The sequence below is a fragment of the Psychroserpens sp. AS72 genome, assembly GCF_038900375.1.
Lineage (GTDB): Bacteria > Bacteroidota > Bacteroidia > Flavobacteriales > Flavobacteriaceae > Psychroserpens.
Genome location: NZ_JBBMRC010000001.1, coordinates 546,726 through 571,574 on the forward strand (window position 1 = coordinate 546,726; position 24,849 = coordinate 571,574).

The 24,849-nt window shown below is 32.6% G+C and carries 21 protein-coding genes; 12 read left to right on the plus strand and 9 right to left on the minus strand.

Going from position 1 to position 24,849, the window contains the following annotated elements; all coding sequences use genetic code 11:
• Positions 1-101 precede the first annotated feature (101 nt).
• Together WNY78_RS02340 and WNY78_RS02345 are read right to left on the minus strand one after the other, a co-directional pair.
• Positions 102-1,052 (minus strand): GYDIA family GHMP kinase, encoded by a 951-nt coding sequence (locus WNY78_RS02340; protein WP_342871566.1) that lies wholly within the window; start codon positions 1,050-1,052, stop codon positions 102-104.
• Entirely contained in the window at positions 1,053-2,369 is a 1,317-nt protein-coding gene (locus WNY78_RS02345) for a hydroxymethylglutaryl-CoA reductase, degradative (RefSeq protein ID WP_342871567.1), read from the minus strand.
• A gap of 178 nt (positions 2,370-2,547) precedes the next feature.
• On the opposite strand from WNY78_RS02345, the gene WNY78_RS02350 reads away from it, so the two are divergent.
• The 4 genes from WNY78_RS02350 (at position 2,548) to WNY78_RS02365 (ending at position 9,016) form a co-directional block, all read left to right on the plus strand.
• Positions 2,548-4,773: a S9 family peptidase gene (locus tag WNY78_RS02350; RefSeq protein ID WP_342871568.1), complete on the plus strand. Its 2,226-nt coding sequence runs from the start codon at positions 2,548-2,550 to the stop codon at positions 4,771-4,773.
• Between the two features lie 24 nt (positions 4,774-4,797).
• Positions 4,798-6,357 carry a peptide MFS transporter gene (locus WNY78_RS02355; RefSeq protein ID WP_342871569.1) on the plus strand — a complete coding sequence of 520 codons (1,560 nt, stop codon included), beginning with the start codon at positions 4,798-4,800 and terminating at the stop codon, positions 6,355-6,357.
• Between the two features lie 68 nt (positions 6,358-6,425).
• On the plus strand, positions 6,426-8,210 hold the full coding sequence (locus tag WNY78_RS02360; protein WP_342871570.1) for a peptide MFS transporter: 1,785 nt from the start codon (positions 6,426-6,428) through the stop codon (positions 8,208-8,210).
• Positions 8,211-8,461: 251 nt separating this feature from the next.
• A complete protein-coding gene (locus tag WNY78_RS02365; RefSeq protein ID WP_342871571.1) occupies positions 8,462-9,016 on the plus strand; it encodes a thioredoxin fold domain-containing protein in 555 nt (184 codons plus the stop codon).
• A gap of 8 nt (positions 9,017-9,024) precedes the next feature.
• Here the strand turns inward: WNY78_RS02365 and WNY78_RS02370 are convergent, their stop codons facing one another.
• Entirely contained in the window at positions 9,025-11,061 is a 2,037-nt protein-coding gene (locus tag WNY78_RS02370) for a ComEC/Rec2 family competence protein (RefSeq protein ID WP_342871572.1), read from the minus strand.
• Positions 11,062-11,120: 59 nt separating this feature from the next.
• On the minus strand, positions 11,121-11,651 hold the full coding sequence (locus tag WNY78_RS02375) for a C40 family peptidase (RefSeq protein ID WP_342871573.1): 531 nt from the start codon (positions 11,649-11,651) through the stop codon (positions 11,121-11,123).
• A gap of 144 nt (positions 11,652-11,795) precedes the next feature.
• On the opposite strand from WNY78_RS02375, the gene WNY78_RS02380 reads away from it, so the two are divergent.
• The gene (locus WNY78_RS02380; protein ID WP_342871574.1) at positions 11,796-12,131 is read left to right on the plus strand and encodes a hypothetical protein; all 336 of its coding nucleotides are present in this window, start codon (positions 11,796-11,798) and stop codon (positions 12,129-12,131) included.
• On the opposite strand, the gene lpxB is transcribed toward WNY78_RS02380, so the two are convergent.
• The 3 genes from lpxB to surE form a co-directional block, all read right to left on the minus strand.
• The gene (lpxB, locus tag WNY78_RS02385; protein WP_342871575.1) at positions 12,110-13,222 is read right to left on the minus strand and encodes a lipid-A-disaccharide synthase; all 1,113 of its coding nucleotides are present in this window, start codon (positions 13,220-13,222) and stop codon (positions 12,110-12,112) included. The genes WNY78_RS02380 and lpxB overlap by 22 nt on opposite strands.
• Before the next feature lie 95 nt (positions 13,223-13,317).
• Positions 13,318-13,602 carry a hypothetical protein gene (locus WNY78_RS02390; RefSeq protein WP_342871576.1) on the minus strand — a complete coding sequence of 95 codons (285 nt, stop codon included), beginning with the start codon at positions 13,600-13,602 and terminating at the stop codon, positions 13,318-13,320.
• Positions 13,592-14,371 carry a 5'/3'-nucleotidase SurE gene (surE, locus tag WNY78_RS02395; protein WP_342871577.1) on the minus strand — a complete coding sequence of 260 codons (780 nt, stop codon included), beginning with the start codon at positions 14,369-14,371 and terminating at the stop codon, positions 13,592-13,594. The genes WNY78_RS02390 and surE overlap by 11 nt, the downstream gene beginning before the upstream one ends.
• Positions 14,372-14,598: 227 nt before the next feature.
• Here surE and WNY78_RS02400 point away from each other — a divergent pair, with 227 nt between their 5' ends.
• The gene (locus tag WNY78_RS02400) at positions 14,599-16,785 is read left to right on the plus strand and encodes a carboxy terminal-processing peptidase (RefSeq protein WP_342871808.1); all 2,187 of its coding nucleotides are present in this window, start codon (positions 14,599-14,601) and stop codon (positions 16,783-16,785) included.
• A 1-nt stretch (position 16,786) separates the two neighbouring features.
• The gene (locus WNY78_RS02405) at positions 16,787-17,881 is read left to right on the plus strand and encodes an ABC transporter permease (protein ID WP_342871578.1); all 1,095 of its coding nucleotides are present in this window, start codon (positions 16,787-16,789) and stop codon (positions 17,879-17,881) included.
• Position 17,882: 1 nt separating this feature from the next.
• On the opposite strand, the gene yihA is transcribed toward WNY78_RS02405, so the two are convergent.
• Together yihA and WNY78_RS02415 are read right to left on the minus strand one after the other, a co-directional pair.
• Positions 17,883-18,491: a ribosome biogenesis GTP-binding protein YihA/YsxC gene (yihA, locus tag WNY78_RS02410; protein WP_342871579.1), complete on the minus strand. Its 609-nt coding sequence runs from the start codon at positions 18,489-18,491 to the stop codon at positions 17,883-17,885.
• Between the two features lie 87 nt (positions 18,492-18,578).
• Entirely contained in the window at positions 18,579-19,343 is a 765-nt protein-coding gene (locus WNY78_RS02415; protein ID WP_342871580.1) for an alpha/beta hydrolase, read from the minus strand.
• Positions 19,344-19,640: 297 nt separating this feature from the next.
• Here WNY78_RS02415 and mraZ point away from each other — a divergent pair, with 297 nt between their 5' ends.
• The 5 genes from mraZ to WNY78_RS02440 all read left to right on the plus strand — a co-directional run bounded on the left by mraZ (position 19,641) and on the right by WNY78_RS02440 (position 24,849).
• A complete protein-coding gene (gene mraZ / locus WNY78_RS02420) occupies positions 19,641-20,108 on the plus strand; it encodes a division/cell wall cluster transcriptional repressor MraZ (RefSeq protein ID WP_342871581.1) in 468 nt (155 codons plus the stop codon).
• The gene (gene rsmH / locus WNY78_RS02425; RefSeq protein WP_342871582.1) at positions 20,095-20,991 is read left to right on the plus strand and encodes a 16S rRNA (cytosine(1402)-N(4))-methyltransferase RsmH; all 897 of its coding nucleotides are present in this window, start codon (positions 20,095-20,097) and stop codon (positions 20,989-20,991) included. The genes mraZ and rsmH overlap by 14 nt, the downstream gene beginning before the upstream one ends.
• A 72-nt stretch (positions 20,992-21,063) precedes the next feature.
• On the plus strand, positions 21,064-21,381 hold the full coding sequence (locus WNY78_RS02430) for an FtsL-like putative cell division protein (RefSeq protein ID WP_342871583.1): 318 nt from the start codon (positions 21,064-21,066) through the stop codon (positions 21,379-21,381).
• Between the two features lie 58 nt (positions 21,382-21,439).
• Positions 21,440-23,389 (plus strand): penicillin-binding protein, encoded by a 1,950-nt coding sequence (locus tag WNY78_RS02435; protein ID WP_342871809.1) that lies wholly within the window; start codon positions 21,440-21,442, stop codon positions 23,387-23,389.
• Positions 23,386-24,849, plus strand: a complete 1,464-nt coding sequence (locus tag WNY78_RS02440; RefSeq protein ID WP_342871584.1) for a UDP-N-acetylmuramoyl-L-alanyl-D-glutamate--2,6-diaminopimelate ligase — start codon at positions 23,386-23,388, stop codon at positions 24,847-24,849. The genes WNY78_RS02435 and WNY78_RS02440 overlap by 4 nt, the downstream gene beginning before the upstream one ends.

Sequence of the window (24,849 nt, forward strand, 5' to 3'; positions counted from 1 at the left end):
GCAAGATTATTTATTGATGAGATTCCGAAACATACCTCGACTTCGCTCAGACTAGAGTTCGCAATGACGTAAAATAATAGTCTCCTTTGATAGAAACTAATTTAGTTTCTAACCATTTCAGAATACGGAAGGATTGTAGTATATCCCTTAGACTCAAAATAAGCAGTAGGATTAACTTTGGTAGCAACCATGACAAAATCTCCTCCCCAAGCTCCAAGACTTTTAATACTACCTTTAAAATCACTAAACAAACGTGTTTTTACAGGTGTTTCTTTTATTATTTCTGAAATGAGCTGTTCATGGTCATCCATCAACTTTTGAAACTCACTAAGAGTCTCGCAAGTAATCATATGCTCTGTTATAATATTGATCTTTTCAATTGAAGCCGATAAGTCTAGTTTGTTTTCTCTGTACTGTTTAATTCCATCACGACTATTTTGCTTTTGATTAAGGTGAACAAAGTAGATGTGATTTTTAAAACTCGGATTAAAATTTACTGTCTTAACAATTTGCTCGTCACCCTGAACTTGTTTAACCGTCTTATCATGTTTTGGTTTATTCAACTGAAACGTCAAACTACTAGTTGCTTTAGCGCATGCAATATCATAACCACTTCCACCAAAAGTTTGCTTCAATAAAGCGTAAGCATCTACTTTTGCCCAACTAGCAACATTAGAAATTAAGGTAGATGAAGTCCCAAGTCCCCAATTTTTTGGAAACCCTAAAACCGTAGTAACATGATAGCCTTTAGCATCGGTTAAAAACTCAGGATTAAGTTGTTTAGCTACTTTTAATATCTGTAATAATCGATTTGAAATGTCATTTTCAGTAGTAAGTATCGAAGTAATAACACAATTTTCAATCTTAAATTCTACATCAAGCCAAATTTCACCATTTTCATCTAAACTTGTCCATTTGAGTATGCCGTCGTCATCACTTTTAATATCTAAAGTTTGACCATAAATACTAGGAACAGCCAATGCGATAGCTCCATCAAGAACGACATATTCTCCTGTTAATAATAATTTTCCATGGCTGTAAAAACTTTTCATTTATCGTCTTAGTTTTTCTATTTGAGCAACTACAGTACTATGCGTCACAGTATGTGTTTTGAAATGATTGACAAGAGTTGTTTTTTCTTCGGAAGTAGCTTCAAACTGATTTAAAATATTCATCAAGTGCATTTTCATATGACCTTCTTGAATTCCAGTTGTCGTCAATGATCGAAGTGCGGCAAAATTTTGAGCCAATCCTGCAACAGCAACAATTTGCATGAGTTCTTTTGCAGTTGGTTCTCCTAATAATTCAAGAGCTAACTTTACTAAAGGATGTAGTTTTGTTAATCCGCCAACGGTTCCTAAAGCTAAAGGGATTTCCATCCAAAAAGTAAAAATACCTTCTTCAATTTTAGCGTGAGTTAAGCTTGAGTATTGTCCGTTTCTAGAAGCATAAGCATGAACACCAGCTTCTACAGCTCTAAAGTCATTTCCTGTAGCAAGAACCACAGCATCAATACCATTCATGATACCTTTGTTGTGCGTTACTGCTCTGTAGGGTTCAATTTCTGCAATGTTGACTGCTTGCACAAATTTTTCGGCAAATTCTTGAGCCGAAATATTAGAGTTTTCAGTCAGTTCTTCTACGTTGCAACTTACTTCAGCTCTAACCAAACAATTTGGTACATAGTTGGACAGAATGGACATGATGATTTGAATATTCTTCTCTTCCGAAGAAAATAACTCAAATTTTTGTGCCTCTTCTTTTAGTGTTTCTGCAAATTGCTCTAAACAAGAATTAATGAAATTTGCTCCCATCGCATCCAATGTTTCAAACGTTGCGTGTAGTTGGTAATAGTTAACTATATCTTGAGTTTTATCTTTTAACTCTATATTTAAAATACCACCACCACGTTTTTCCATGTTTTTGGTAAGTGGTTTAGCGTTTTCAATAAGTTTTGGTTTTATGACTTTGAAAAATTGTTCTAATTTGGTGCTTTCACCATTAAACATGAAATGCACTTGACCAATTTTTTCCGTAGAAATTACTTTGGTTTTAAATCCACCACGATCAAACCAAAATTTTGCAGCTTTACTGGCTGCGGCAACTACAGAGCTTTCTTCAATAGCCATTGGAATAGCATAAACTTTGTCATTAATTAAAAAATTTGGAGCGACACCTAGAGGTAAATAGTAGTTAGAAACTGTGTTTTCTATAAACTCATCGTGGAGTTGTTGTAGTTTTTTATCGTCATTCCAATATTGTTTTAAAAGTGCTTTTGCTGATGCAGGATCTTTGAAATAAGTGTCAACAAGCCAATCAATTTTTTCTGATTTTGTTAGTTTGGAAAAGCCAGTAATGGTTTTATTCATCTGCTAAATTTTAGTAATTGGAGACAAGAAATTGATGTTAAATGGAAAGCACAAAGATACTATTCTTGGTATTATTATTGATGCCTTGTCATAATATTGCATATTTAACAGTCGATAGTTACTGTTTTTTGCATTATTTTTAGTAAACTTGACATTATTTTGTCATAAAAACACCTCTATGAATATATTCAAATCCTTTACAATTCTTATTCTTTTTATAACAGCTTTAACATCAGCTCAAAATAAAGAAATTACACTAGAAGAAATATGGGACGGAACATTTAGAACAGAGCGAATGGATGCTTTGCACTCAATGAATAATGGAAAGCAATATTCAGTTTTAAATTATGAAAAAGGAGGCACACAAATAGATGTTTACAACTACAAAACACTAAGCAAGGTTAATACGCTTGTTAAATCTAGTAATCTTAGAGATATTGAATCGTTTTCAAACTATACCTTTAGTGATGATGAAACTAAGGTTTTATTAGCAACCAATGTGGAGTCGGTTTTTAGACGCTCTACACTAGGTATATTCTATGTTTATAATACTGAAACGAATCAAACTACTTTAGTTTCCGAAGAAAAAATACAAGAACCTACATTTTCACCAGATGGTAATAAAATTGCTTTTGGTTTAAAAAATAACCTTTTTGTAAAAGATCTAATTACTGGCAAAACCGAGCAAATCACTTTTGATGGCGAAAAAAATAAGATTATCAATGGAATTACAGACTGGGTTTATGAAGAAGAGTTTAGCTTCGTCAGAGCCTTTGAATGGAATGCTGCTGGTAACAAAATAGCATTTATTAGGTTTGATGAAACTAACGTTCCAGAATTTTCAATGGATGTTTATGGTCAGCAATTATATCAAACTCAAACTGTTTTCAAATACCCTAAAGCTGGAGAAAAAAACTCTGATGTGTCACTACATATCTACGATTTAGCTAAAAACAACACTCAGGAAGTAAAGCTTAATAAAGCGTATAATGATTTCTATATTCCTAGAATTAAATGGAGCAATGATGCTAATGTATTGAGTGCACAATACACAAATAGACATCAAAATGAGCTTGATTTATGGATGATTAATGCGGAAACATCAACTGCTAATCTAGTTTTAGCTGAAACAGATAAAGCGTACATAGACGTAACCTTTAATTTGACGTTTCTAAAAGATAATAGCTTTATTTGGACAAGTGAAAAAGACGGATGGAACCACATCTATCACTACGATAAAGACGGAAAATTAATTAATCAAGTCACATCAGGAGATTGGGAAGTCACCGATTATTATGGTTATGATCAAAATTCAAAACGAATTTTTTATCAATCAACCGAAGATGGCTCAGTTAACCGAAGTGTCTATTCTATAGGTCTCAACGGAAAAAAGAAACAACGCCTAACAAAAAATACAGGAACAAACTCTGCGTCTTTTAGTGCAGACTTTACTTACTTTATCAATTCGTTTTCTAGTGCTACTAATCCTCCAGAATATACGTTGAACAATTCTAAAACAGGAAACTTGGTTAAAAGTATCAAAGACAATGATAAACTAGCACAAAAGTTATCGCGTTACAAAACATCTCAAAAAGAGTTTAGTACGATTAATGTTAATGGTAATGATTTAAATATGTGGACGATTAAGCCTGCAGATTTTGATGAGAATAAAACCTATCCGTTGTTTATGTATCAATATTCTGGTCCAGGATCACAACAAGTCACTAACCGTTGGAATAATGCTAATGATTACTGGTATCAGCATTTAGCGCAACAAGGTTATATTGTTGTTTGTATTGATGGTAGAGGTACAGGTTTTAAAGGAGCAGATTTTAAAAAAGTCACACAAAACGAATTAGGTAAATACGAAGTTGAAGATCAAATCCAAGCAGCAAAACAATTAGGAAAATTATCATACATTGATGAAAATAATATTGGTATTTGGGGCTGGAGTTATGGTGGCTTTATGAGTAGTAATGCTTTGTTTAAAGGTAATGATACGTTTTCTATGGCAATCGCTGTGGCACCAGTAACAAGTTGGAGATTCTATGATTCTATCTATACAGAACGTTATATGACAACGCCTCAAGAGAATCCTTCAGGATATGATGAAAACTCACCAATTAACCACGTAGATAAATTAAAAGGAGAGTTCTTGTTAATTCATGGTACAGGTGATGATAATGTGCATGTTCAAAATACAATGCGTATGGTTGAAGCCTTAATTCAAGCCGATAAGCAATTTGAATGGATGATCTATCCAGACAAAAATCATGGTATTTATGGCGGAAACACAAGATTGCATCTCTATAAAAAAATGACAAACTTCATTCATGAAAACTTAGGTGAACATAGAGATTTAGAAAAAGAGTCAAAGGAAGAAGAAGTCAAAATCAAAGGATAAAATAACTAACTAATACATAAATTTATGTCAGCAACAATTAAACAACCACATCAAAAAGAACTTTGGGGACATCCAGTAGGTCTCTATGTTTTATTCTTTACAGAAATGTGGGAACGTTTTTCTTACTACGGAATGCGCGCACTATTAACACTCTATTTAGTTGAGAAAACAACAGCTGATAATCCTGGATTAGGATGGTTAAGCTCAGAATCAATAATGCTTTATGGATGGTATACGATGTTAGTATACGTCATGTCAATACCAGGTGGTATGATAGCAGATAAAATTTTAGGGCAAAAGAAAGCTGTGCTCTATGGAGCTTTAACCTTAGTAGCAGGTCATGGAATTTTAGCCTTTGATGAAATGTGGGCTTTTTACACAGGTTTAGCACTTATTATATTAGGTGTTGGACTTTTAAAACCAAATATTTCTACAATGGTTGGTGGTTTATACAAACAAGGCGATATTAGAAGAGATAAAGGATTTAGTATTTTTTATATTGGTATTAATTTAGGATCACTATTAGCAACATTTATAGTTGGTTATGTTGGTGAAAAAATTGGATGGCATTATGGTTTCGGACTTGCAGGAATTGCAATGTTATTAGGTTTGATAGTTTATTTATACGGACAGAAATTCTTAATTAATGTTGGAAATAAACCAACTCTAGAGGATAAGAAGAACGATGTCTCAATTAGTAAGTTACTTGGCGATTTAATGAAATCACCTGTTAACTTAGGTATTGTATTAATTATAATGGCTTATGCTGTTTACGCAGGATATACTTATGATGGAGTAGATAGTTGGGGTTATACAGCTTTATACATCTTTATTGCTGTGGTTGCAGGAGTTATGATGATGATTTATAAAAATTTAGAAAACCAAATATCTAAAGATCGTTATTTGGTATTATTACTTTCATTTTTAATAGTTATCGTATTCTGGGGAGCTTTTGAGCAAGCAGGAGGTTTAATGAGTATTTATACGAAGACAAATACAGATAGAATGCTATTTGGTTGGGAAATACCAGCAACGTGGTTTCAAGGCTTAAATGCAGGATTTATAATCATTTTTGCAACCTTAGTTGCAGGATATTGGGCAAAACGTAAATTAAAAGGTAAAGAGGCGTCATCATTATTTAAGATGGCAGTTGGTACCATGATTATGGGACTTGGATTTGTATTTATGATTTTTGCAGCTGCAGAATATAATGCAGATGGAAGCTCAGGAATGCAATGGTTAGTATTAGCATATTTATTTCATACTATTGGAGAATTATGTTCTTCTCCAGTGGCACTCTCTTTTATTACAAAATTAGCACCTGTAAAATATGCCTCACTAATGATGGGTGTTTATTTTGCTGCTACAGGTCTAGGAAACAAAGTAGCTGGAGTAATAGGTGAGTCTGCTTCAAAATTTGGAGAGTATGCTATTTTCTCTGGGATTACAATATTTACAGTTATTTTTGGATTACTTGTGATTTTATTATTAAAACCATTAAAACGCCTTACTCATGGTGCAGAAGATAACGAGCGCATAATTCATAATGATGAGACTGAAGGTTTTGAATTAGCAGACGAATAATATATATTATAAAGCCCTTGCATTTAAATAGTGCAAGGGTTTTTCTTTTCTAAATTAATTTACTACATATGAATACAGATATCGAAAATCTATTTAAAGACAAGGTCATTGGTCATCCAGCAGGATTATTTGTGATCTTTTTTACTGAAATGTGGGAACGTTTTTCTTTCTACGGAATGAAAATTTTATTAGTACTATTTTTAACAGCACCATATTTGAGTGATAATCCAGGTTGGGAGTGGTCTCGTGAAAATGCTCTGGCATTAATAGGAACCTACTCGTCTTTGCTTTATCTCACACCAATAATTGGTGGTTGGTTAGCAGATAAAATAACAGGTTATAAATGGGCTGTTATTATTGGTTGTTTCATAATGATGCTTGGTCATGCATTTATGGTTTTTGAAACAACATGGTCTTTATATGTAGGTTTAGCGCTGTTGGTTATTGGTACTGGTTTTTTTAAACCTAACATGACATCGATGATTTCTGAAATGTATAAAGGCAAAGAATCTAAAAAAGATGGAGCATATACCATTTATTATATGGGTGTTAATGCTGGAGCTTTCTTCGGAATGATGCTTTGTGGTTATTTAGCTTCAAATTTAGGTTGGAGTTATGGATTTGGTCTTGCAGGAATATTCATGCTTGGAGGTTTAGTTCAGTTTTGGTTAGCAAAGGATTTATTCGGTCAAATAGGAGAAAGACCATCAAAGATTCATGAAGTAGAATTACCTCAAAATATTAATGAGGAAAGTCCTAAAGAACACATAAGAGATGATGATGGAGAAAAGTTGAATCCATTTACAATGTTTGATAAAGTGCTGATAGTATTATCTGCCTTAGGTGGTTTGTTATATTTATTTAATGATCCATTATCGAAAATTGAAGGCATAAATCTGTTGCCGTTTTCCATTGGAGATATGGAAGGTTCTAATGTTACCATTCTTGCTGCATTATTCATGTTTTTGTTCTTGATTATAAGTAGAATTTCACGTTACTCAAGGATTGTAAGAGATCGAATTATTGCAGTATCTATTTTCGGAATTTTTACAGTTTTCTTTTTTGCAGCATTTGAACAGTCTTTAGGATCAATGACTTTATTTGCTAGAGATTATACAGATAGAGTATTAACCGGATCATCTGGTATGATATTTAAAATTATTGATACGATATTAACAATAGTACCATTAGGAATTATTAGTTGGGTTTTATATATGTTATTTAAAAAGACATATAGTAAAATTGCAGCTTCAAATATTGTATTAGGATTGACTTTTGTTTTTTTATGGATTGTAGTTTTCTATAAGGTGTTTAATGAGTTTAGCAAAGACACTACTGAGGTCGATCCTACATGGTTTGGGATTTTAAATTCATTTTTTATAATTACACTTGCTCCATTGTTTTCTAAGTGGTGGGAAAGTAAATATAATCCTAGCGTAGCGATGAAGTATGGTATTGGTCTTGTATTACTTGGTCTAGGTTTTGGTATTTTGGTATTTGGAACTTTAGGAATAGAACAAGGTGCAAAAACAGCATCTGTGAGTATGATATTTTTAATTTTGGCTTATCTGTTCCATACTATGGGTGAACTTTGTATTTCTCCTGTAGGCTTATCTTACTTGAGTAAACTAGTTCCTGGTCGTATGATTGGTTTTATGTTTGGGATTTGGTATCTAGCTATTGCAATAGGGAATAAAGCAGCTGGTTCCATGGGAGGAATGATTGATAAAATCACAGCAGAATATTCATTAAGTACGTTCTTTTTAATATTTACATTAGTTCCTGCAGCTATAGGCATCATATCTATGATATTAAATCCTGTTCTCAAAAAATTAATGCATGGTGTTCGTTAATTGATTATTGCCAATTTTCTCTTTTTAATTATTCAAATGAAAATTTAGTATTTTTCATTTAGGCAATAAAGAAAAATAAGGCATTGCCATAGTTGAGGCTTCTTTTTATTTTGAAGCATTAATGGAAAAGCCTCATTTTGATAAGTGATTTTAAAGAGAAAATTGGCATCATATCGTTAAAATAACTTAAAATGCTCCACATTTGGAGCATTTTTTGTAAGTTCGGAACAACTTTTGCAACAAATCAAATTATGAAAAAAGTACTTATTTTATTTGCAATCGCCTTGATGTTTTCAAGTGCAGCAATAGCACAATCACAAGAAATTAATTGGATGACTTTTGAAGAAGCTCTGGCAGCTCAAAAGAAAAAGCCTAAAAAAATTATGATGGATGTCTATACCAATTGGTGTGGTCCTTGTAAAATGCTTGATAAAAATACGTTTCATAATAAAGATGTTGTAGCGTATGTAAACAAGAATTTTTATGCTGTAAAGTTTAATGCTGAAGGTAATTCTGTTGTAAACTATAAAGGTGCAGAATTTACAAATTCAGGATATAAAGAAGAACTTAAAAATCGCAGAAATAGCGTTCATGAATTGTCACGTCATTTAGGAGTTAGAGCTTATCCAACTATAGTTTATTTTGATGAAGACGGAAATGTGATACAACCAATTAGTGGATATATGAAGCCAAAACAAATAGAGTTATATTTAAAGTTATTTCAATCTAACGACTATAAAGCTATTACAACTCAAGATGAATTTAATACGTATTACAAAGCGTTTAAATCTGAATTCCAAGAATAGATAATACATTACTTTATAATAAAAGCTCCCTTTTTCCTAGTATGGTGAAAAGGGAGTTTTCTTTTTAAGCAAGTTTGTTCCCAACGATTCACATACGATGTATAATTACTGCCATCTGCAATAATATATTTAGGGTTGATAGAATCAATAACACGTTCCATATTTAACTTTGGAGAATTGCGAAGTAATAGATAATCTGGTTCAAAACTTTTCACATTATAAACACCCAAACTGTCAATAATTAGTATTGTCTTATTCTTGAATTGATACACAGATTTTAGTGTATCTAACGTGCTTGAAGTTATAAAATTTCCGACGCTATAATTAGCAATCATTTTATCTTTAGATAACGTTATACTATCAAAGTTGTGTGCTACTTTTAATTCTGAATTTACTTTGTGCATGATCACACTATAACGACTTTTGTGAAGTATGCTAAACGATTCGTTATTGTTTTTAAATGTTGAATGTATATAAACACCTTGAACCAATACTATTGAAATTAAGAAAAGCGCTATACGTTTAAAATCTCGTTTTTTAAATATAAATACAGATGTGATAATTAAGCTATAAAAAGCTAATACATGCGGAATGTCAAATGAGATGTTTTTTAACACATACAGTTCTTGATTTGAAACCCAACCTACAATAGCATTCATTACTCTTATTATAAGTCCGTAAAGATTTGCAAGAAATTGAGGTAAATTATTTAGTAATGCGAGCACAATTACTAAAATGCCAATGCCTAAAATGAGTCCTAAAAATGGAATTATTGCCAAATTAGAGATCAAAAATAAGCCTGGAAATTGATGAAAATAGTATAAACTAATGGGAACCACTCCAAACTGTGCAGCAATAGTTACGGTTAGTATTTGCCAAAAGTAATCGATGACTTTCCATTTTGGTTGCCAAAGTTTATAGAGTAATGGTTGGATGCTTACAATAGCTAAAACGGCCAAATAACTCATTTGAAATCCGACATCAAATAAAAATAATGGTTTACAAAGTAGAAGAATAAATATAGAAAATGCTAAGGTGTTGTAAATATTTGTGGCACGTTTCCAATGAAGCGCAATAGATACAATACTAAACATGGTTACTGCTCTTGTGACCGATGCCGATAATCCAGCAATAAGCGCAAAAGACCATAAGAGTGAGATAAGAATTATGACCTTTATAAATTTCCCTTTTCTAAAACGTTCAATTGGTTTTAATACATGTGAAAGAATTAGTAGTATAATCCCTACATGTAATCCAGAAACGGCTAGAATGTGAATAGCTCCAGCGTTGACATAATTTTCTTGTATGTCCTGACTCAAATCTTGACGTTGGCCAAGTAATAAGGCGTTGATAATTGATAATTCTTCAGGTTTAAAATTATAATATAGTAGTTTACTATTTATAGTTTGCCTGAGTTGATCTGCAATACCATATATAGTTGTTTCTGGTGTTTCAACTTGCAACATTGAATGATTCTTAATACTTATTTGATGATAGATATATTGCTTTTCTAAATAAGCTTTATAATTAAATTGATTAGGGTTTAGAGGAAATGGTAAAGACTTAAAATCTGTATAAGCAATTAGAACATCGTCTATATGATATGAAACGTCTAGACTATCTTTTGAAATATTTAGCAGACATTTTCCATACACAGATTTATTATCAATGTCGATAAGTTTAATAACATATTTATCATAATATGCTGATGGCTTAAGACGTTCTTGAATTTTAAAACTGATTAATTTAGGTTGGCTGTTTTCTGTATCTATATGTTTTGTGTAATGCTTGTCAAAATTTATTTGATTGTGAGTTTGGTAAGTCAGTGATCCTAAGAGAATCATTAGTGTATATGTGATACAGCCAAACCAGATGGTCTTTTTAAATGTTTTATTAGAGAGATAAAAACTAATGCCAAGTGCAAATAGAAGAAATAATATATTATAAATTAAAGCATGAAGAGTTAAAGTGATGTAGTGACTAATCGCTATACCAATAATGAGGCCTAGGGTTAGTTTAATTAGAATAGAATTAAGAGGTTTCACATTCTAAATATAGTAAATAATCTATATTTAGAGAAAATAATCTATACGTTTACTATGTACTAAAGTACACGTCTAGCTTGTACGTAAGCTTGGTACCAATATCTTTCTGCAAGGTTTGATATCATAACGCCTCTACTTGATGATGCGTGAATAAACTCTACATGACCAGGTCTACTTGAGGTGACAATGCCTACATGATTGACGCGACGGCTATTTTTGCTTGTTGCAAAAAATACTAAATCACCTTCTTTTAGTTTTTTAACATCAATCCAATCACCACGTTTTGATAGATCTGCAGTGGTTCTTGGTAATACAATATTTTCTTTTTTAAATGCAGTGACTATAAGACCAGAACAATCCATGCCTTTTTTTGTAGTACCACCATACTTATAACGTGTACCTTCAAATGTTTTTGCGTAATCAATAATGTTTGCAACTGTTTTAGGTGTTGAAGCAGAAGGAGATGAGTTACGTTTTTTAGTCGTTTTAGTCGTTTTAGTCGTTTTTGATTTTTTGGTGACAACACGTTTGGATGAGTTACAACTCGCAAAAAAGATACTTAAAATAAGAATGAGGATAATTTTTTTCATGTAAAAGTTTAGTAATAGAGGCTAAAAATATAGAATTAAGTTGCCTTATAGAATAAATAACGTTTGGGTTTTCAACAATGTTATTTACAACTAGTTATTATTACTTCTGATTTTTGTATATTCAAGTGTAAATTGGAAATTGTTATGATTTATTATTCTTTAAATATTTTTGGTCATGGTCCTAGAGCCTATTCAGGAATATCAATATATAGTGTATTCATATTTTTAGGTGTAATTGCATTCTTTTTGCTAATCAATAAAATATTTAATAAACAACCTTTGAAACTCCCAGAAAATGATAATTTAGAACTCGAGCAATATACTTTAGGGTTTGAAGATACATACGTTAATGTGAAAAAAAGATCGTTATCAACAAAAGTAACGGTATATTTATTAACTGCATTATTAATTATAACACCTTTGAGTGAGCTTTTAGGACAGCTTGGTTATAATTACGATTATTTTTGGATATTCTCATAAATCAACTTAGCCGTTTTTTCACTAGCACCTTTTCCACCTAATTTTTTCTCTAAATCATAATACTCAATAAAGAATTTAATTCGATTATCCTCATCTAGAATTTTAGTCAGTTCTGCTTTAAGTCTTTTAGTATTTAAATCACCTTGAATTAATTCTGTAACCACTTCGCGATCCATAATAAGATTCACTAACGAGATATATTTTAGAGTAATAATACGTTTTGCTATTTGATAAGAAATAGCATTGGCTTTATAGCAAACTACTTGAGGGACTTTAAAAAGTGCAGTTTCTAGAGTTGCAGTTCCAGATGTAACTAAAGCTGCAGTTGATACACTTAATAAATCATATGTTTTATTAGATATAAAAGCGACATTATCTTGTTTGATAAACGGTTTATAAAACTCAAAATCCTGACTAGGAGCACCTGCAATTACAAATTGATAGTCTGAGAAATCATTAACAAGACTAAGCATAACACCAAGCATTTTCGTGATTTCTTGTTTTCTGCTTCCTGGAAGTAGTGCAATTATTGGTTTTTCAGATAATTTGTGTGCTTCTCTAAATTCAAATGGATTCACCTGAGTACGATCTGCAATAGCATCAATTAAAGGATGACCAACAAAATGGACGTCATAATTATATTTGGCGTAAAATTCTTTTTCAAACGGAAGAATCACATACATAGCATCGACATCATTCTTAATTTTTTCTACACGACCTGCTCTAGAAGCCCAAACTTGTGGAGAAATGTAATAGTGCGTTTTGAATTTGCGCTCTTTAGCCCATTTAGCAATGCGTAAGTTGAATCCAGAATTATCAACAAAAATAATGACGTCTGGTTGAAACTTTTCAATATCAGCTTTGCAAAATTTTATGAGTCCGAGAATCTTCCGAAGATTCATAACAACTTCAGCAAAACCCATAAACTGTCGTTCTTTATAGTGTTTTACTAAAGTACCACCAACAGCTTGCATCAAATCGCCACCCCAAAATCTAATATCTGCATCAACATCTTGTTGATATAATGCTTTCATTAAATTGGACGCATGAAGATCTCCAGAGGCTTCGCCAGCTATGATGTAGTATTTCATGAGGTATTTTTATTGTTTTTTAACGGTCATATGGTTCTCACAATTAATAATTATTTAAAAAAAAAAATAATTATAGAAATGCTCGGTTCATGTGTTTAAATAAATCTAATAATTAAGGTTGCTATGGCTACAATTACTGTTGCAATAAGAACACCTTGTGCTTTTGAATCTTGATTTTGTTTTATAAATAGGAAAAAAGCTGCAAGGTTTAAAATTGCTCCCATACTCATCAATTTAGTAAAAACACCTTGATTAATTGCAATGTCAAGCGAATCGTTTAAAGAATTCCCTTTTCCGAAGAATAAAAGAACCAAAATAAGTCCAACAATACTGCAAACTAATCCTACGATAATACCAATAATTATATTTTTATTTTTCATCAAATGTCCATGTGTTTAATTCTTGAATACTATGGTGCGCAGTTAAGTCAAATTGAACTGGTACAACAGATACATAGCCATTAGCCAAAGCCCATTCATCTGTATCTTCACCATTATCCAAATTTACAAATTTACCAGTAAGCCAGTAATAATCTTTACCATTAGGATTTTGACGTTTATCAAATTCTTCTTCCCAATTAGCTTTAGCTTGTCGGCAGATTTTAATGCCTTTGAGTTCTTTTTTTTCTAACTTCGGAAAGTTTACGTTTAACACAGTTCCGCTATCCAGACCATGTTTTAAAACGTTTTCTGCAATAGTTTTAATATAAGTTTTGCACTGCTCAAAATTAGCACTCCAATTATAATCACACAATGAAAATCCTATAGCAGGAATTCCCTCAACACCAGCTTCTATTGCTGCACTCATTGTGCCAGAATATATCACATTTATTGATGAATTAGAACCGTGATTTATACCTGAGACACATAAATCTGGACGTCTCTCTAAAATTTGCTTAACACCAAGTTTTACGCAGTCTGCAGGAGTGCCAGAGCAACTGTATTCTTCTTGTTTGCCTTTGTCAATGGTTACTTTTTCAATATGAAGTGTGGAGTTAATGGTTATAGCGTGTCCCATACCACTTTGTGGACTATCTGGAGCAACGACAACAACGTCTCCAATAGTGTTCATGACTTCTATTAAAGTTCTAATTCCTGGAGCTGTAATTCCATCATCGTTGGTTACTAAAATAAGTGGCTTTTGAGACATAAAAAATGTATTGTTTTTTCTAATGTATTAGGTATTGCTAAAATACACAAAGGGGTTTAAAATTCCTATAAATAAAGGTTTAACAAAAAATTATTAGCTTCTCATTTTATTGGCATGATTTTTTCTTTTACTTTAGTAGAAATTATGTAAATAACCTACATGTTTTATTAACCTTGATTTATATAACGGTTAATTTAATTTACATTTAATAAAATATGATTAATATGATGAAAAGGAATTATAAACTGTCGCTACTAGTTTTACTATTAGCTTTTGCCTCTTGCAGTTTTACGACGAAGAAATTTCAAGACCCAAACAAAGATAAATTGTTAATTCAATTGATAACTTACGTTTTAGAAGAAGGGCATTTTAGTCCACAAGAAATAAACGATGGGTTTTCTGAAGAAGTGTTCACAGATTACTTAGAACAACTAGATCCATTTAAACGCTATTTTTATGCGTCAGACATTAAAGAGTTTGAAGCGTATAAAGATCAGATTGATGATCAAATCAAAGCATATGATCTCTCGTTTTTTAATTTAACGCACGAGCGTTTATTAAAGCGAATTTCAGAATCTAAAAACCTGTATAAAGAAGTGTTATCTGAGCCTTTTGATTTTACGGTAGCTGAAGATTTTTCAACAGACTACGAAAAATTAGAATACGTGAATTCTAAAAAGCAAATGAAAGAACGTTGGAGACAACAACTCAAATTTTCTACTATTGCTAATTATGATGATTTGTTGAGTGATCAAGAATTTGCTAAAAGCAATGATATTACTCTTGAGGATATGAGTGCTGCTGCTTTTGAAAAACTTCAAAAAGCAAATACTGAAATATTAAAAAAATCTCCAAAAGATTTAGAAGTAGAAGCTAGAGATGCAACTAAAAGATCTTTAGATGAGCTTTATGATTTTATAGATGATAGACAACGTAAAGATTGGTTTGCAGTTTATATTAATGCAATTGTAGAGGAGTTTGATCCACATACATTCTATTTTGCGCCAGAAGATAAAGACCGTTTTGATGTTGCCATGTCTGGGAATTTTGAAGGTATTGGAGCAAGACTTCAGAAAAAAATGGATGCTACAATTGTAAACGAAATTATTAGTGGTGGACCAGCTTGGAGACAAAATGAGTTAGAAGTTGGTGATCAAATAATGAAAGTGCGTCAAGAAGATGAAGAGGAAGGTATCAATATTGTTGGGATGCGTTTAGATGATGCTATTAAATTTATTAAAGGCCCAAAAGGAACTAATGTAACCTTGACACTTAAAAAAGTAGATGGTACAATTGAAGACATTACAATTAAAAGAGATATTGTAGAATTAGAAGAGACATATGCAAAATCATCAACAGTAATTAAAGATGATAAGAAATATGGTGTTATAAATCTTCCGAAATTTTATGTAGACTTTGAAGATTATAACAAACGGAATGCAGCTTCAGATATCAAACTAGAATTAGAACGTTTAAAAGCAGAAGGTGTTGAAGGAATCGTACTTGATTTGAGAAATAATGGAGGAGGATCTTTACAAACAGTAGTTGATATGGGTGGACTATTTATTGAAGAAGGTCCAATTGTACAAGTAAAAACAGCTGGAGAACCTAAAGAAATTTTAAATGATAGAGATAAATCTATCGTTTGGGATGGTCCATTAGTGATCTTGGTAAATGAATTATCAGCATCAGCTTCAGAAATTTTAGCTGCTGCAATGCAAGATTATAAAAGAGCAATCGTCATTGGTAGTAAGCAAACTTACGGTAAAGGAACAGTGCAAAACGTGCTAGATTTAAACCGTATGGTAAGACAAAATAGTGAAGGCGATATGGGAGCTTTGAAATTTACAACTCAAAAATTCTATAGAATTAATGGAGGTTCAACTCAATTAGAAGGTGTGAAAAGTGATGTCGTTGTTCCAGACCGTTATAGCTATATCGATATTGGAGAAAAAGATCAAGAAAACCCATTAGCTTGGGATAAAATTCAAGCAGCAGAGTATAAAGTTTGGGGTAGTTATTATGATTATGACACAACCATCGCAAAAAGTAAAGAACGTATGGCAAACAATGAGCAGTTAAAACTTATTGATGACAATGCGCAATGGGTTAAGAGAATTAGAGATAGAGAAATGTACTCACTCAATTATGCAGATTATAAAAAGACATTAGACATCAATCAAGAAGAGTCTAAGCGTTTTGAAAAATTGTCTGATTACACAACAAACTTAACTTTTGAATCATTGCCTTATGAAATGACAATGATGAGTAAAGATTCTATTTTAAAAGAAAAACGTGTACGTTGGCATGCTAGCTTAAGTAAGGATGTTTATATCGAAGAGGCGCTTAATGTATTAAATGACCTTAAAATGACCTACGAAATTAAAAAAGTAGCGACGTCTGTAAAAAATTAGAATGTCAAAAACAAGCGACTCATTATCACAATTAGCGCTCCGAAAATTCAAGAAGAATTTTTGGGGCGTTTTAAGTTTTTGCTTAATTGTGATTATAGGTTTCATGTCTTTATTGGCTTACGTAATTGCTCCAGACAATTCTCAAAATGCCAATCAAATGCACTTGTCAATCCATTCAGAACGTCCAGGATTTGAGGTGCAAATGCTTAGTATTCCTTCGGAAATTGAAAACAATCAAAACTTCGCTTCTAAATTATTATTCGGTACGCAAAGTAGTGATATAGAGATTCCAATTTCAGAATATACTATAGAAAAGAATACAATATATTACACTGAATACGCTTCAGATGGATTAATAGGAGCCGATAAATCAATCAATATAAATGTGTTTCCAAACAATGATTATAAATCCTATATTCAAAATAAAACCTTTCTCTTCGGAACCGATAAATACGGTAGAGATCTTCTCAGCAGAGTGTTAGTGGGCTCAAGGATTTCATTTTCTATTGGATTTATCGCAGTATTCATTTCGTTAGTTATTGGTATTTTCTTCGGAAGTATTGCAGGATACTACGGAGGAAAAATTGATGCCTTCATCATGTGGATCATCAATGTCACTTGGTCTATCCCAACACTTTTGTTAGTGATCGCAATTACTTTAGCTTTAGGAAAAGGCTTTTGGCAAGTTTTCATTGCCGTAGGTTTAACCATGTGGGTTGAAGTGGCAAGAGTTGTTCGCGGACAAATAATTAGCGCAAAAGAAATGCAATATGTCACTGCAGCCAGAGCATTAGGGTTCAATGATTATAGAATTATCACCAAGCACATTTTGCCAAATATCATGGCGCCAATTATTGTGATATCTGCAGCTAATTTTGCAGCTGCTATATTAATAGAAAGTGGATTAAGTTTCTTAGGTATAGGAGCACAACCACCAATGGCAAGTTGGGGAGCAATGATCAAAGATCACTACAATTATATTATTCTAGGTAAGCCTTATTTAGCCTTAATTCCAGGAGTATGTATCATGGTTTTAGTGATGGCATTTATGTTAATTGGTAATGCGTTGAGAGATGCTTTAGATGTGAAGTCTTAATTTAACGTAAGCCCTCAATCTCAGTATTCGTGTCACTTATAAACTGTAAAACTTCGTCTCGTCCAATAGCTTTTGATGATGAGGTTACTAAGTAATTAGGGACTTCTTCCCAAGTCTCAAGCATTTTTTTACAGTAGTCTTCAACATTACGTTCAATAGCTTTTGGCTTGAGTTTATCTGCTTTAGTGAATATAATAGAAAACGGAATTTCGCTAACACCCAAATATTCCATAAACTCTAAATCTATTTTTTGAGGTTCATGTCTAATATCTACAAGAATAAAAGCAGAGACTAATTGACGTCGCTTTTCAAAATAATTAGTGATAAATTTTTGGAATTTTCGTTTCGCAGTTTTAGAAACCTTAGCATATCCATAACCAGGTAAATCCACTAAAAACCACTCTTTATTAATTAAGAAATGATTGATAAGTTGCGTTTTTCCTGGACGTCCTGAGGTTTTAGCTAAGTTTTTATGATTGGTAATCATGTTGATTAAAGAAGACTTTCCAACATTACTTCGACCAATAAAGGCATATTCTGGTATCTGATCTTTTGGACATTTGTCCACTTCAGAATTACTTACTATAAATTCAGCTGTTTTTATTACCATCTTTAGTTCCTATGAAAACGGGAATCTTATTTTTAATTAGAGTATTAGTTTTTAATACTATTATATTTTAGTTCGTAATTCTTAGAATTATAATTTTTTATCAACCAACCAATCATTTAAAATGCGATTGAATTCTTCAGGATGCTCCATCATTGCAGCATGACCACATTTGTCAATCCAAAACAATTCAGAATTTGGTAACAATTCGTTAAATTCTGTAGCGACTTCTGGAGGTGTAACATTGTCATTTTTACCCCAAATAATACAAACAGGTAATGTCATTTTTGGTAAGTCCTTAGCCATATTATGACGAATAGCACTTTTAGCAATGGCAAGAGTTTTTATAAGTTTGCTTCGGTCATTTACAGTTTCGTAAACTTCATCCACAATCTCTTTTGTAGCAACTTCAGGATCATAAAACACATCTTGTGCTTTTTTCTTAATCACTTCATAGTCGCCACGTTTAGTGTAGCCTCCACCCATTGCACTTTCATATAAACCAGAGCTTCCTGTAATGATAAGCGCTTTAACTTTTTTAGGATATAGTTTTGTGTGATAAAGACCAATATGTCCACCGAGCGAATTTCCGAGTAGAATAACCTCTTCAAACCCAAGGAATTCTATAAAATCATGCAAGTATTTAGCAAAACTTTTAACGTTAGTTTTGATTAATGACATGGTGTAAATTGGTAACTCAGGAATGATCACTTTGTAGCCTTTCTCACTAAAATAGGATGTAACTGCATCAAAGTTACTCAAGCCACCCATTAAACCGTGTAAAACGATTAAAGGTTTGCCTTCTCCAACTTCAATATACCTATAGTCTTTCTCTTTCTTTAAACGGTGTGCCATTAATGGTTAGTCATTTTACTTAAAAACAAATATAGGTATTTCAATTAAAACTCTAACACATTATTTCACTCGTTAAAGTTTGCAGAGAACTAAGATGTTAACAATTGAAATGGGTTTTTATATTCGAAAATTAGAGCATTGATAATTAGTGTTTTATAGTTTTTTATTCGGAAACCTGAACCCTTCAATAGTTTGCAAATCATAAATTTATCAACAAATGTGGAATATAGTGGTAAATAGTGGTAAATTTTTCAATATCTTTGATTCTTAATCGTTATAGTAAGTAAATCAATCATTTTGAACCCTTTAATAGGAACATACGAGTGTAAAGTTGATGCCAAAGGACGGCTCATGTTGCCTGCTGCCATAAAAAAGCAGTTGCTTCCTGTGTTGCAAAATGGTTTTGTGCTTAAGCGTGCGGTTTTTCAGCCATGCTTGGAATTATATCCAATGACTGAATGGGAAATTTTGATGCAAAAAGTGAATAAACTCAATCGTTTCAAAAAGAAAAATAATGATTTCATTCGTCGTTTTACTGCTGGTTTAAAACAAGTTGAGGTGGATTCTGCTGGACGTTTGTTGATTCCAAAAGACCTTGTGGCTTTTTCAGGCATTACAAAAGAAATTGTAGTGTCATCTGCAATCAACATTATTGAAATTTGGGATAAGGATAAATACGAGAAAGCTATAGATGACGCAACTGGAGATTTTGCAGATTTAGCTGAAGAAGTGATGGGACAAGACGATGAAGATGGACTATCATAACCCAGTATTACTCAAAGAAACTGTTGAAGGTTTAAATATTAAGCCTGACGGAATATATGTAGACGTCACCTTTGGAGGTGGTGGTCACAGCAAAGAAATATTAAAACATCTAGGTCCTAACGGAAAGCTGTTCGCTTTTGATCAAGATAAAGACGCTCTTTTAAATACAATTGATGATGATCGTTTTACATTAATTAATGAAAATTTTAGATATGCAAAACGCTTTCTCAGATTTCATGGAGCAAAGCAGGTCGATGGCATTTTAGCAGATTTTGGCGTCTCATCACACCAATTTGATGTTGCAGAACGTGGTTTTTCTACACGCTTTGAAGCAGAATTGGATATGAGAATGAATCAAGATGATAAGTTGTCTGCTTTTCATGTGATTAATGATTATGACGAGGAGCAAATCAAGCAGGTATTGTTTCAATATGGAGAATTGCGACAAGCTCCTGCAATGGCAAGTGCAATTGTAGCGTCACGAAAGGAAAATGAAATAAAAACGAGTGAGCAATTAAAGTTAGCGCTTAAAAAGTTTTTGAATCATCAAAAAGAGAATAAGGTATTAGCTCAAATTTATCAGGCTATCCGTATTGAGGTGAATCAAGAGATTGAAGCATTAAAAGAGTTTTTGCAACAAACACCAGATATTTTGGTGAAAGGTGGACGTTTAAGTATGATTTCATATCATTCTTTAGAAGATAGATTGGTAAAACGATTTATTAGAAATGGCTTATTTGAAGGAGAACCAGAACGAGATGTGTTTGGGAATTTTGAAGTACCACTTAAAAAAGTTGGTGGTTTAATTATTCCAACGAAAGAAGAAATAAAATTAAATAACAGAGCAAGAAGTGCAAAGCTTCGTGTTGCTGAAAAATTATAGCCTTCTGCAAGGTTTTAAAATCCTTGTAGGTATAAAGCAAAATATAGTCTTGCTTTTTAAGGGAGATGAAATATGAAAAAAAATATTTACAGCATATTAAGAGGTAAATTTTTAGTGAGTGATGATTCCTTTAAGAATTGGAGGATTATCATTTTCATTTCATTCTTAGCTATAATCATGATAGCGAGTTCGCATAGTGCAGATCAAAAAGTCTATGAAATTGCAAGATTAAAAAATGAAGCAAAAGATTTGAGGTCACAATTTGTAGATGGACGAGGGACTTTGATGCGACTTAAAAAAGCATCTCAAATTGAAATTGAAATGAAGAAAAAAGGATTACTGATTTCAGAAAATCCACCAATAAAAATAAAAGTAAAAACACAGAATTGATAACGTGGCAACAACCGAAACAAACATATTAAACAGATTATATTTCGTTGCTGGCAGTATGTTTGTCTTCGCGCTTGCTGTGGTGTTTAAGTTGTGCACAATCCAATTTGTACAAGGTGACGCATACATTGCAATGGCAGAAGATCGTACCATTCAAGATATGGACATTCCTGCAAATAGAGGTAATGTGTATTCTTCAGATGGTAGTTTATTAGCCACTTCAATCCCAAAATATGATATTAGAATTGATGCTATTCAGCCTAAACAAGAGTTGTTTAATGAGCTTGTAAAGCCTCTGTCAGATTCATTGTCTAAATTTTCTGGAAAACCATCCAGTTATTATTCAAAAAGAATTAAAAAAGCAAGATTAGATAAAAATCGCTATTTCCTTTTAGCTCGAGATATCAGTTATTCAGAATATATCAGGATTAGAAATTTTCCGATGTTGAATCTTGGTGCAATCAAAGGCGGTCTTATAGTTACTCAAGAAGAAAAACGTGATCATCCAATGGGTGGTATTGCAGAGCGTACCATTGGTTATGAGAAAATTGATGAAGACGGAAATGTTACCAGACCAGGAATTGATGGCTACTTCGGGAAAAAATATCTGAGAGGTGTAAATGGGAAACGTCTCATGCAAAAAATAGGAAACGGTAAGTGGAAACCTATCGTTGATTATGATCAAGTAGAGCCACAGGATGGTTATGATATTTACACAACGATTGATGTTAATATTCAAGATATCGCACACTATTCGCTTTTAGGTCAGTTAGAAGAATATGAAGCAGATCATGGTTGTGCAGTAGTTATGGATGTTAAAACTGGTGAAATTAAAGCGATTTCAAATCTTGGAAGAAATTCTAATGGTAAATATTATGAGCGTCTTAATTATGCTGTAGGAGAGAGTCATGAGCCTGGATCTACATTTAAAGTCATGGCATTAATGGCGGCTTTAGAAGATAAAGTTATAGATACATCTACCGTTGTTGATACAAAAATGGGTAGTAAACGCTTTTATGGTAGAACTATTAGAGATTCTCGTGGTTATGGTAAAATTTCCGCAGCAAGAGCACTAGAGGTGTCTTCTAATATTGGTTTGGCTACAATAATTGATGATCACTATTCAGAGCAACCTAATAAATTTATCAACCGTCTCAAAAGTTGGAAACTAAATGATACGTTAGGATTATCAATTATTGGAGAGGGGATTCCAGACATTCCTGAGCCAGGAAAATCCAATTGGAGTCGTAATGCTTTACCATCAATGGCTTATGGATATAATTTAGAAATGACACCCTTGCAGACACTCACATTTTATAATGCAATTGCGAATGATGGTGAAATGGTGAGACCTAGATTTATAAATGCAGTAAAAGAGTTTGATAGAGAGATTGAAACTTTTGAAAAAGAGGTCATCAATCAAAAAATATGTTCAGATAAAACATTAGGTGAAATCAGAGAGATTTTAAAAAATGTTGTGGTTAGAGGAACTGGAAGTCGGATGTTTTCTGAAAATTTTTCAATGGCTGGTAAAACAGGAACAGCAAGAACAGATTATTCTAACTATGAAGAATGGTTAAAAGACAAAAAGTACATATCATCTTTTGCAGGCTATTTTCCAGCAGATAATCCAAAGTACTCATGTATCGTAGTCATACACAAACCGAGTACGAAAATTGGTATTTATGGTGCAGATGTTTCAGGTCCTGTATTTAAAAGAATAGCTCAAAAAATTTATACAGAAACACCATTAATTGATGAAGTAGAATCTTTAGAGGTTGTAGATGTAAAAACAGATGAAAATTACGAATCTTATTATAAAACAGCGCAACTCCATAAAACGATTATGCCAAATGTTGTCGGACTTCCGGCAATGGATGCATTGGCTTTGTTAGAAAACATGGGACTCAAAGTTAAAATGCAAGGTGCTGGTACAATAACATCGCAATCTGTGAATAAAGGAATCAAAGTAAAACCAAATCAAATCATTGTTTTAGGATCATCGTGATACAATTAAAAGACATATTGTATAAGGTTACCATAAATGCAGTCGTAGGCAGTACGAGTGTAGCTATCAATGCTTTGTATTTTGATTCTCGTCAAGTGTCAAAAGGTGATGTTTTTGTTGCTATCAAAGGCACAAAAGTTGATGGTCATCAATATATAAATGCAGTAATTGAGCAAGGAGCAATTGCAATAGTATGTGAACAACTTCCAGATCATTTAATAGATGGAATCACGTATGTTGAAGTTGAAGATACTAATGTGGCATTAGCGTATATGGCTTCAAATGTCTTCGGAAATCCTTCGGAAAACTTGCGCTTAGTTGGTGTAACTGGTACTAACGGAAAGACAACCATTGCAACACTTTTATATCAGTTGTTTAAAAATGCTGGCTACAAAGTTGGTTTATTGTCTACCGTTAAAATTATGGTAGATAATACCGAATATAAAGCGACGCACACAACTCCAGATTCGTTAACCATTAATAGATATTTAAAATTGATGAATGATGCAGGTGTTGAGTTTTGCTTCATGGAAGTGAGTTCACATGGTATTCATCAAAAACGAACTGAAGGTTTGCATTTTGCAGGTGGGATTTTCACCAACCTATCACACGATCATTTAGATTACCACGACACCTTTGCAGAATATAGAGATGTGAAGAAATCATTCTTTGATAATTTACCAAAAGGTGCTTTTGCATTAGTAAATATCGATGATAAAAATGGTTTGGTGATGCTTCAAAATACGAAAGCAAAAACCTATACATATGCATTAAAAACCTATGCAGATTATAAAGCACAGGTGTTAGAAAATGAATTTAGCGGTTTACTACTGAAATTGAACGGTAGTGAATTATGGACTAAACTCATTGGAGATTTTAATGCCTATAACATTACTGCAATTTATGGAGTCGCAGAATTATTAGGGCTAGAGAAAGTTGAAATCCTACGTTTAATTAGCGAATTAGAAAGTGTAAGCGGTCGTTTTCAGTATCTCATTTCCGAAGAAAATATTACAGCAATTGTTGATTATGCTCATACACCAGATGCGCTTAAAAATGTGTTAGAGACCATTAATAGTATACGTACAAACAATGAACAACTCATTACAGTTGTGGGTTGTGGTGGAGATAGAGATATATCAAAACGTCCAAAAATGGGACATATAGCTTCTGCTTTAAGTACTAAAGTGATTTTTACAAGTGACAATCCTAGAAGTGAAGTTCCTGAAACTATTATAGAGGACATCGAAAAAGGTGTTGAACCTCAAAATTTCAAAAAAACAATGTCAATCGTTGATAGAAAGCAAGCTATAAAAACAGCTTGTCAGTTAGCAAATCCTAAAGACATCATTTTAATAGCAGGAAAAGGGCATGAAACGTATCAAGAAATTAAAGGCAAACGCTTTGATTTTGATGATTTCAAAACAGTACAAGAATTTTTAAGACAATTACAGAAATAA

What these genes read in the sequence shown, in the direction of transcription:
- WNY78_RS02340 (WP_342871566.1), bottom strand. Translation starts at nt 1,052, where the DNA reads ATGAAAAGTTTTTACAGCCATGGAAAATTATTATTAACAGGAGAATAT.
- WNY78_RS02345 (WP_342871567.1), bottom strand. Translation starts at nt 2,369, where the DNA reads ATGAATAAAACCATTACTGGCTTTTCCAAACTAACAAAATCAGAAAAA.
- WNY78_RS02350 (WP_342871568.1), top strand. Translation starts at nt 2,548, where the DNA reads ATGAATATATTCAAATCCTTTACAATTCTTATTCTTTTTATAACAGCT.
- WNY78_RS02355 (WP_342871569.1), top strand. Translation starts at nt 4,798, where the DNA reads ATGTCAGCAACAATTAAACAACCACATCAAAAAGAACTTTGGGGACAT.
- WNY78_RS02360 (WP_342871570.1), top strand. Translation starts at nt 6,426, where the DNA reads ATGAATACAGATATCGAAAATCTATTTAAAGACAAGGTCATTGGTCAT.
- WNY78_RS02365 (WP_342871571.1), top strand. Translation starts at nt 8,462, where the DNA reads ATGAAAAAAGTACTTATTTTATTTGCAATCGCCTTGATGTTTTCAAGT.
- WNY78_RS02375 (WP_342871573.1), bottom strand. Translation starts at nt 11,651, where the DNA reads ATGAAAAAAATTATCCTCATTCTTATTTTAAGTATCTTTTTTGCGAGT.
- WNY78_RS02380 (WP_342871574.1), top strand. Translation starts at nt 11,796, where the DNA reads ATGATTTATTATTCTTTAAATATTTTTGGTCATGGTCCTAGAGCCTAT.
- lpxB (WP_342871575.1), bottom strand. Translation starts at nt 13,222, where the DNA reads ATGAAATACTACATCATAGCTGGCGAAGCCTCTGGAGATCTTCATGCG.
- WNY78_RS02390 (WP_342871576.1), bottom strand. Translation starts at nt 13,602, where the DNA reads ATGAAAAATAAAAATATAATTATTGGTATTATCGTAGGATTAGTTTGC.
- surE (WP_342871577.1), bottom strand. Translation starts at nt 14,371, where the DNA reads ATGTCTCAAAAGCCACTTATTTTAGTAACCAACGATGATGGAATTACA.
- WNY78_RS02400 (WP_342871808.1), top strand. Translation starts at nt 14,599, where the DNA reads ATGAAAAGGAATTATAAACTGTCGCTACTAGTTTTACTATTAGCTTTT.
- WNY78_RS02405 (WP_342871578.1), top strand. Translation starts at nt 16,787, where the DNA reads ATGTCAAAAACAAGCGACTCATTATCACAATTAGCGCTCCGAAAATTC.
- yihA (WP_342871579.1), bottom strand. Translation starts at nt 18,491, where the DNA reads ATGGTAATAAAAACAGCTGAATTTATAGTAAGTAATTCTGAAGTGGAC.
- WNY78_RS02415 (WP_342871580.1), bottom strand. Translation starts at nt 19,343, where the DNA reads ATGGCACACCGTTTAAAGAAAGAGAAAGACTATAGGTATATTGAAGTT.
- rsmH (WP_342871582.1), top strand. Translation starts at nt 20,095, where the DNA reads ATGGACTATCATAACCCAGTATTACTCAAAGAAACTGTTGAAGGTTTA.
- WNY78_RS02430 (WP_342871583.1), top strand. Translation starts at nt 21,064, where the DNA reads ATGAAAAAAAATATTTACAGCATATTAAGAGGTAAATTTTTAGTGAGT.
- WNY78_RS02435 (WP_342871809.1), top strand. Translation starts at nt 21,440, where the DNA reads ATGTTTGTCTTCGCGCTTGCTGTGGTGTTTAAGTTGTGCACAATCCAA.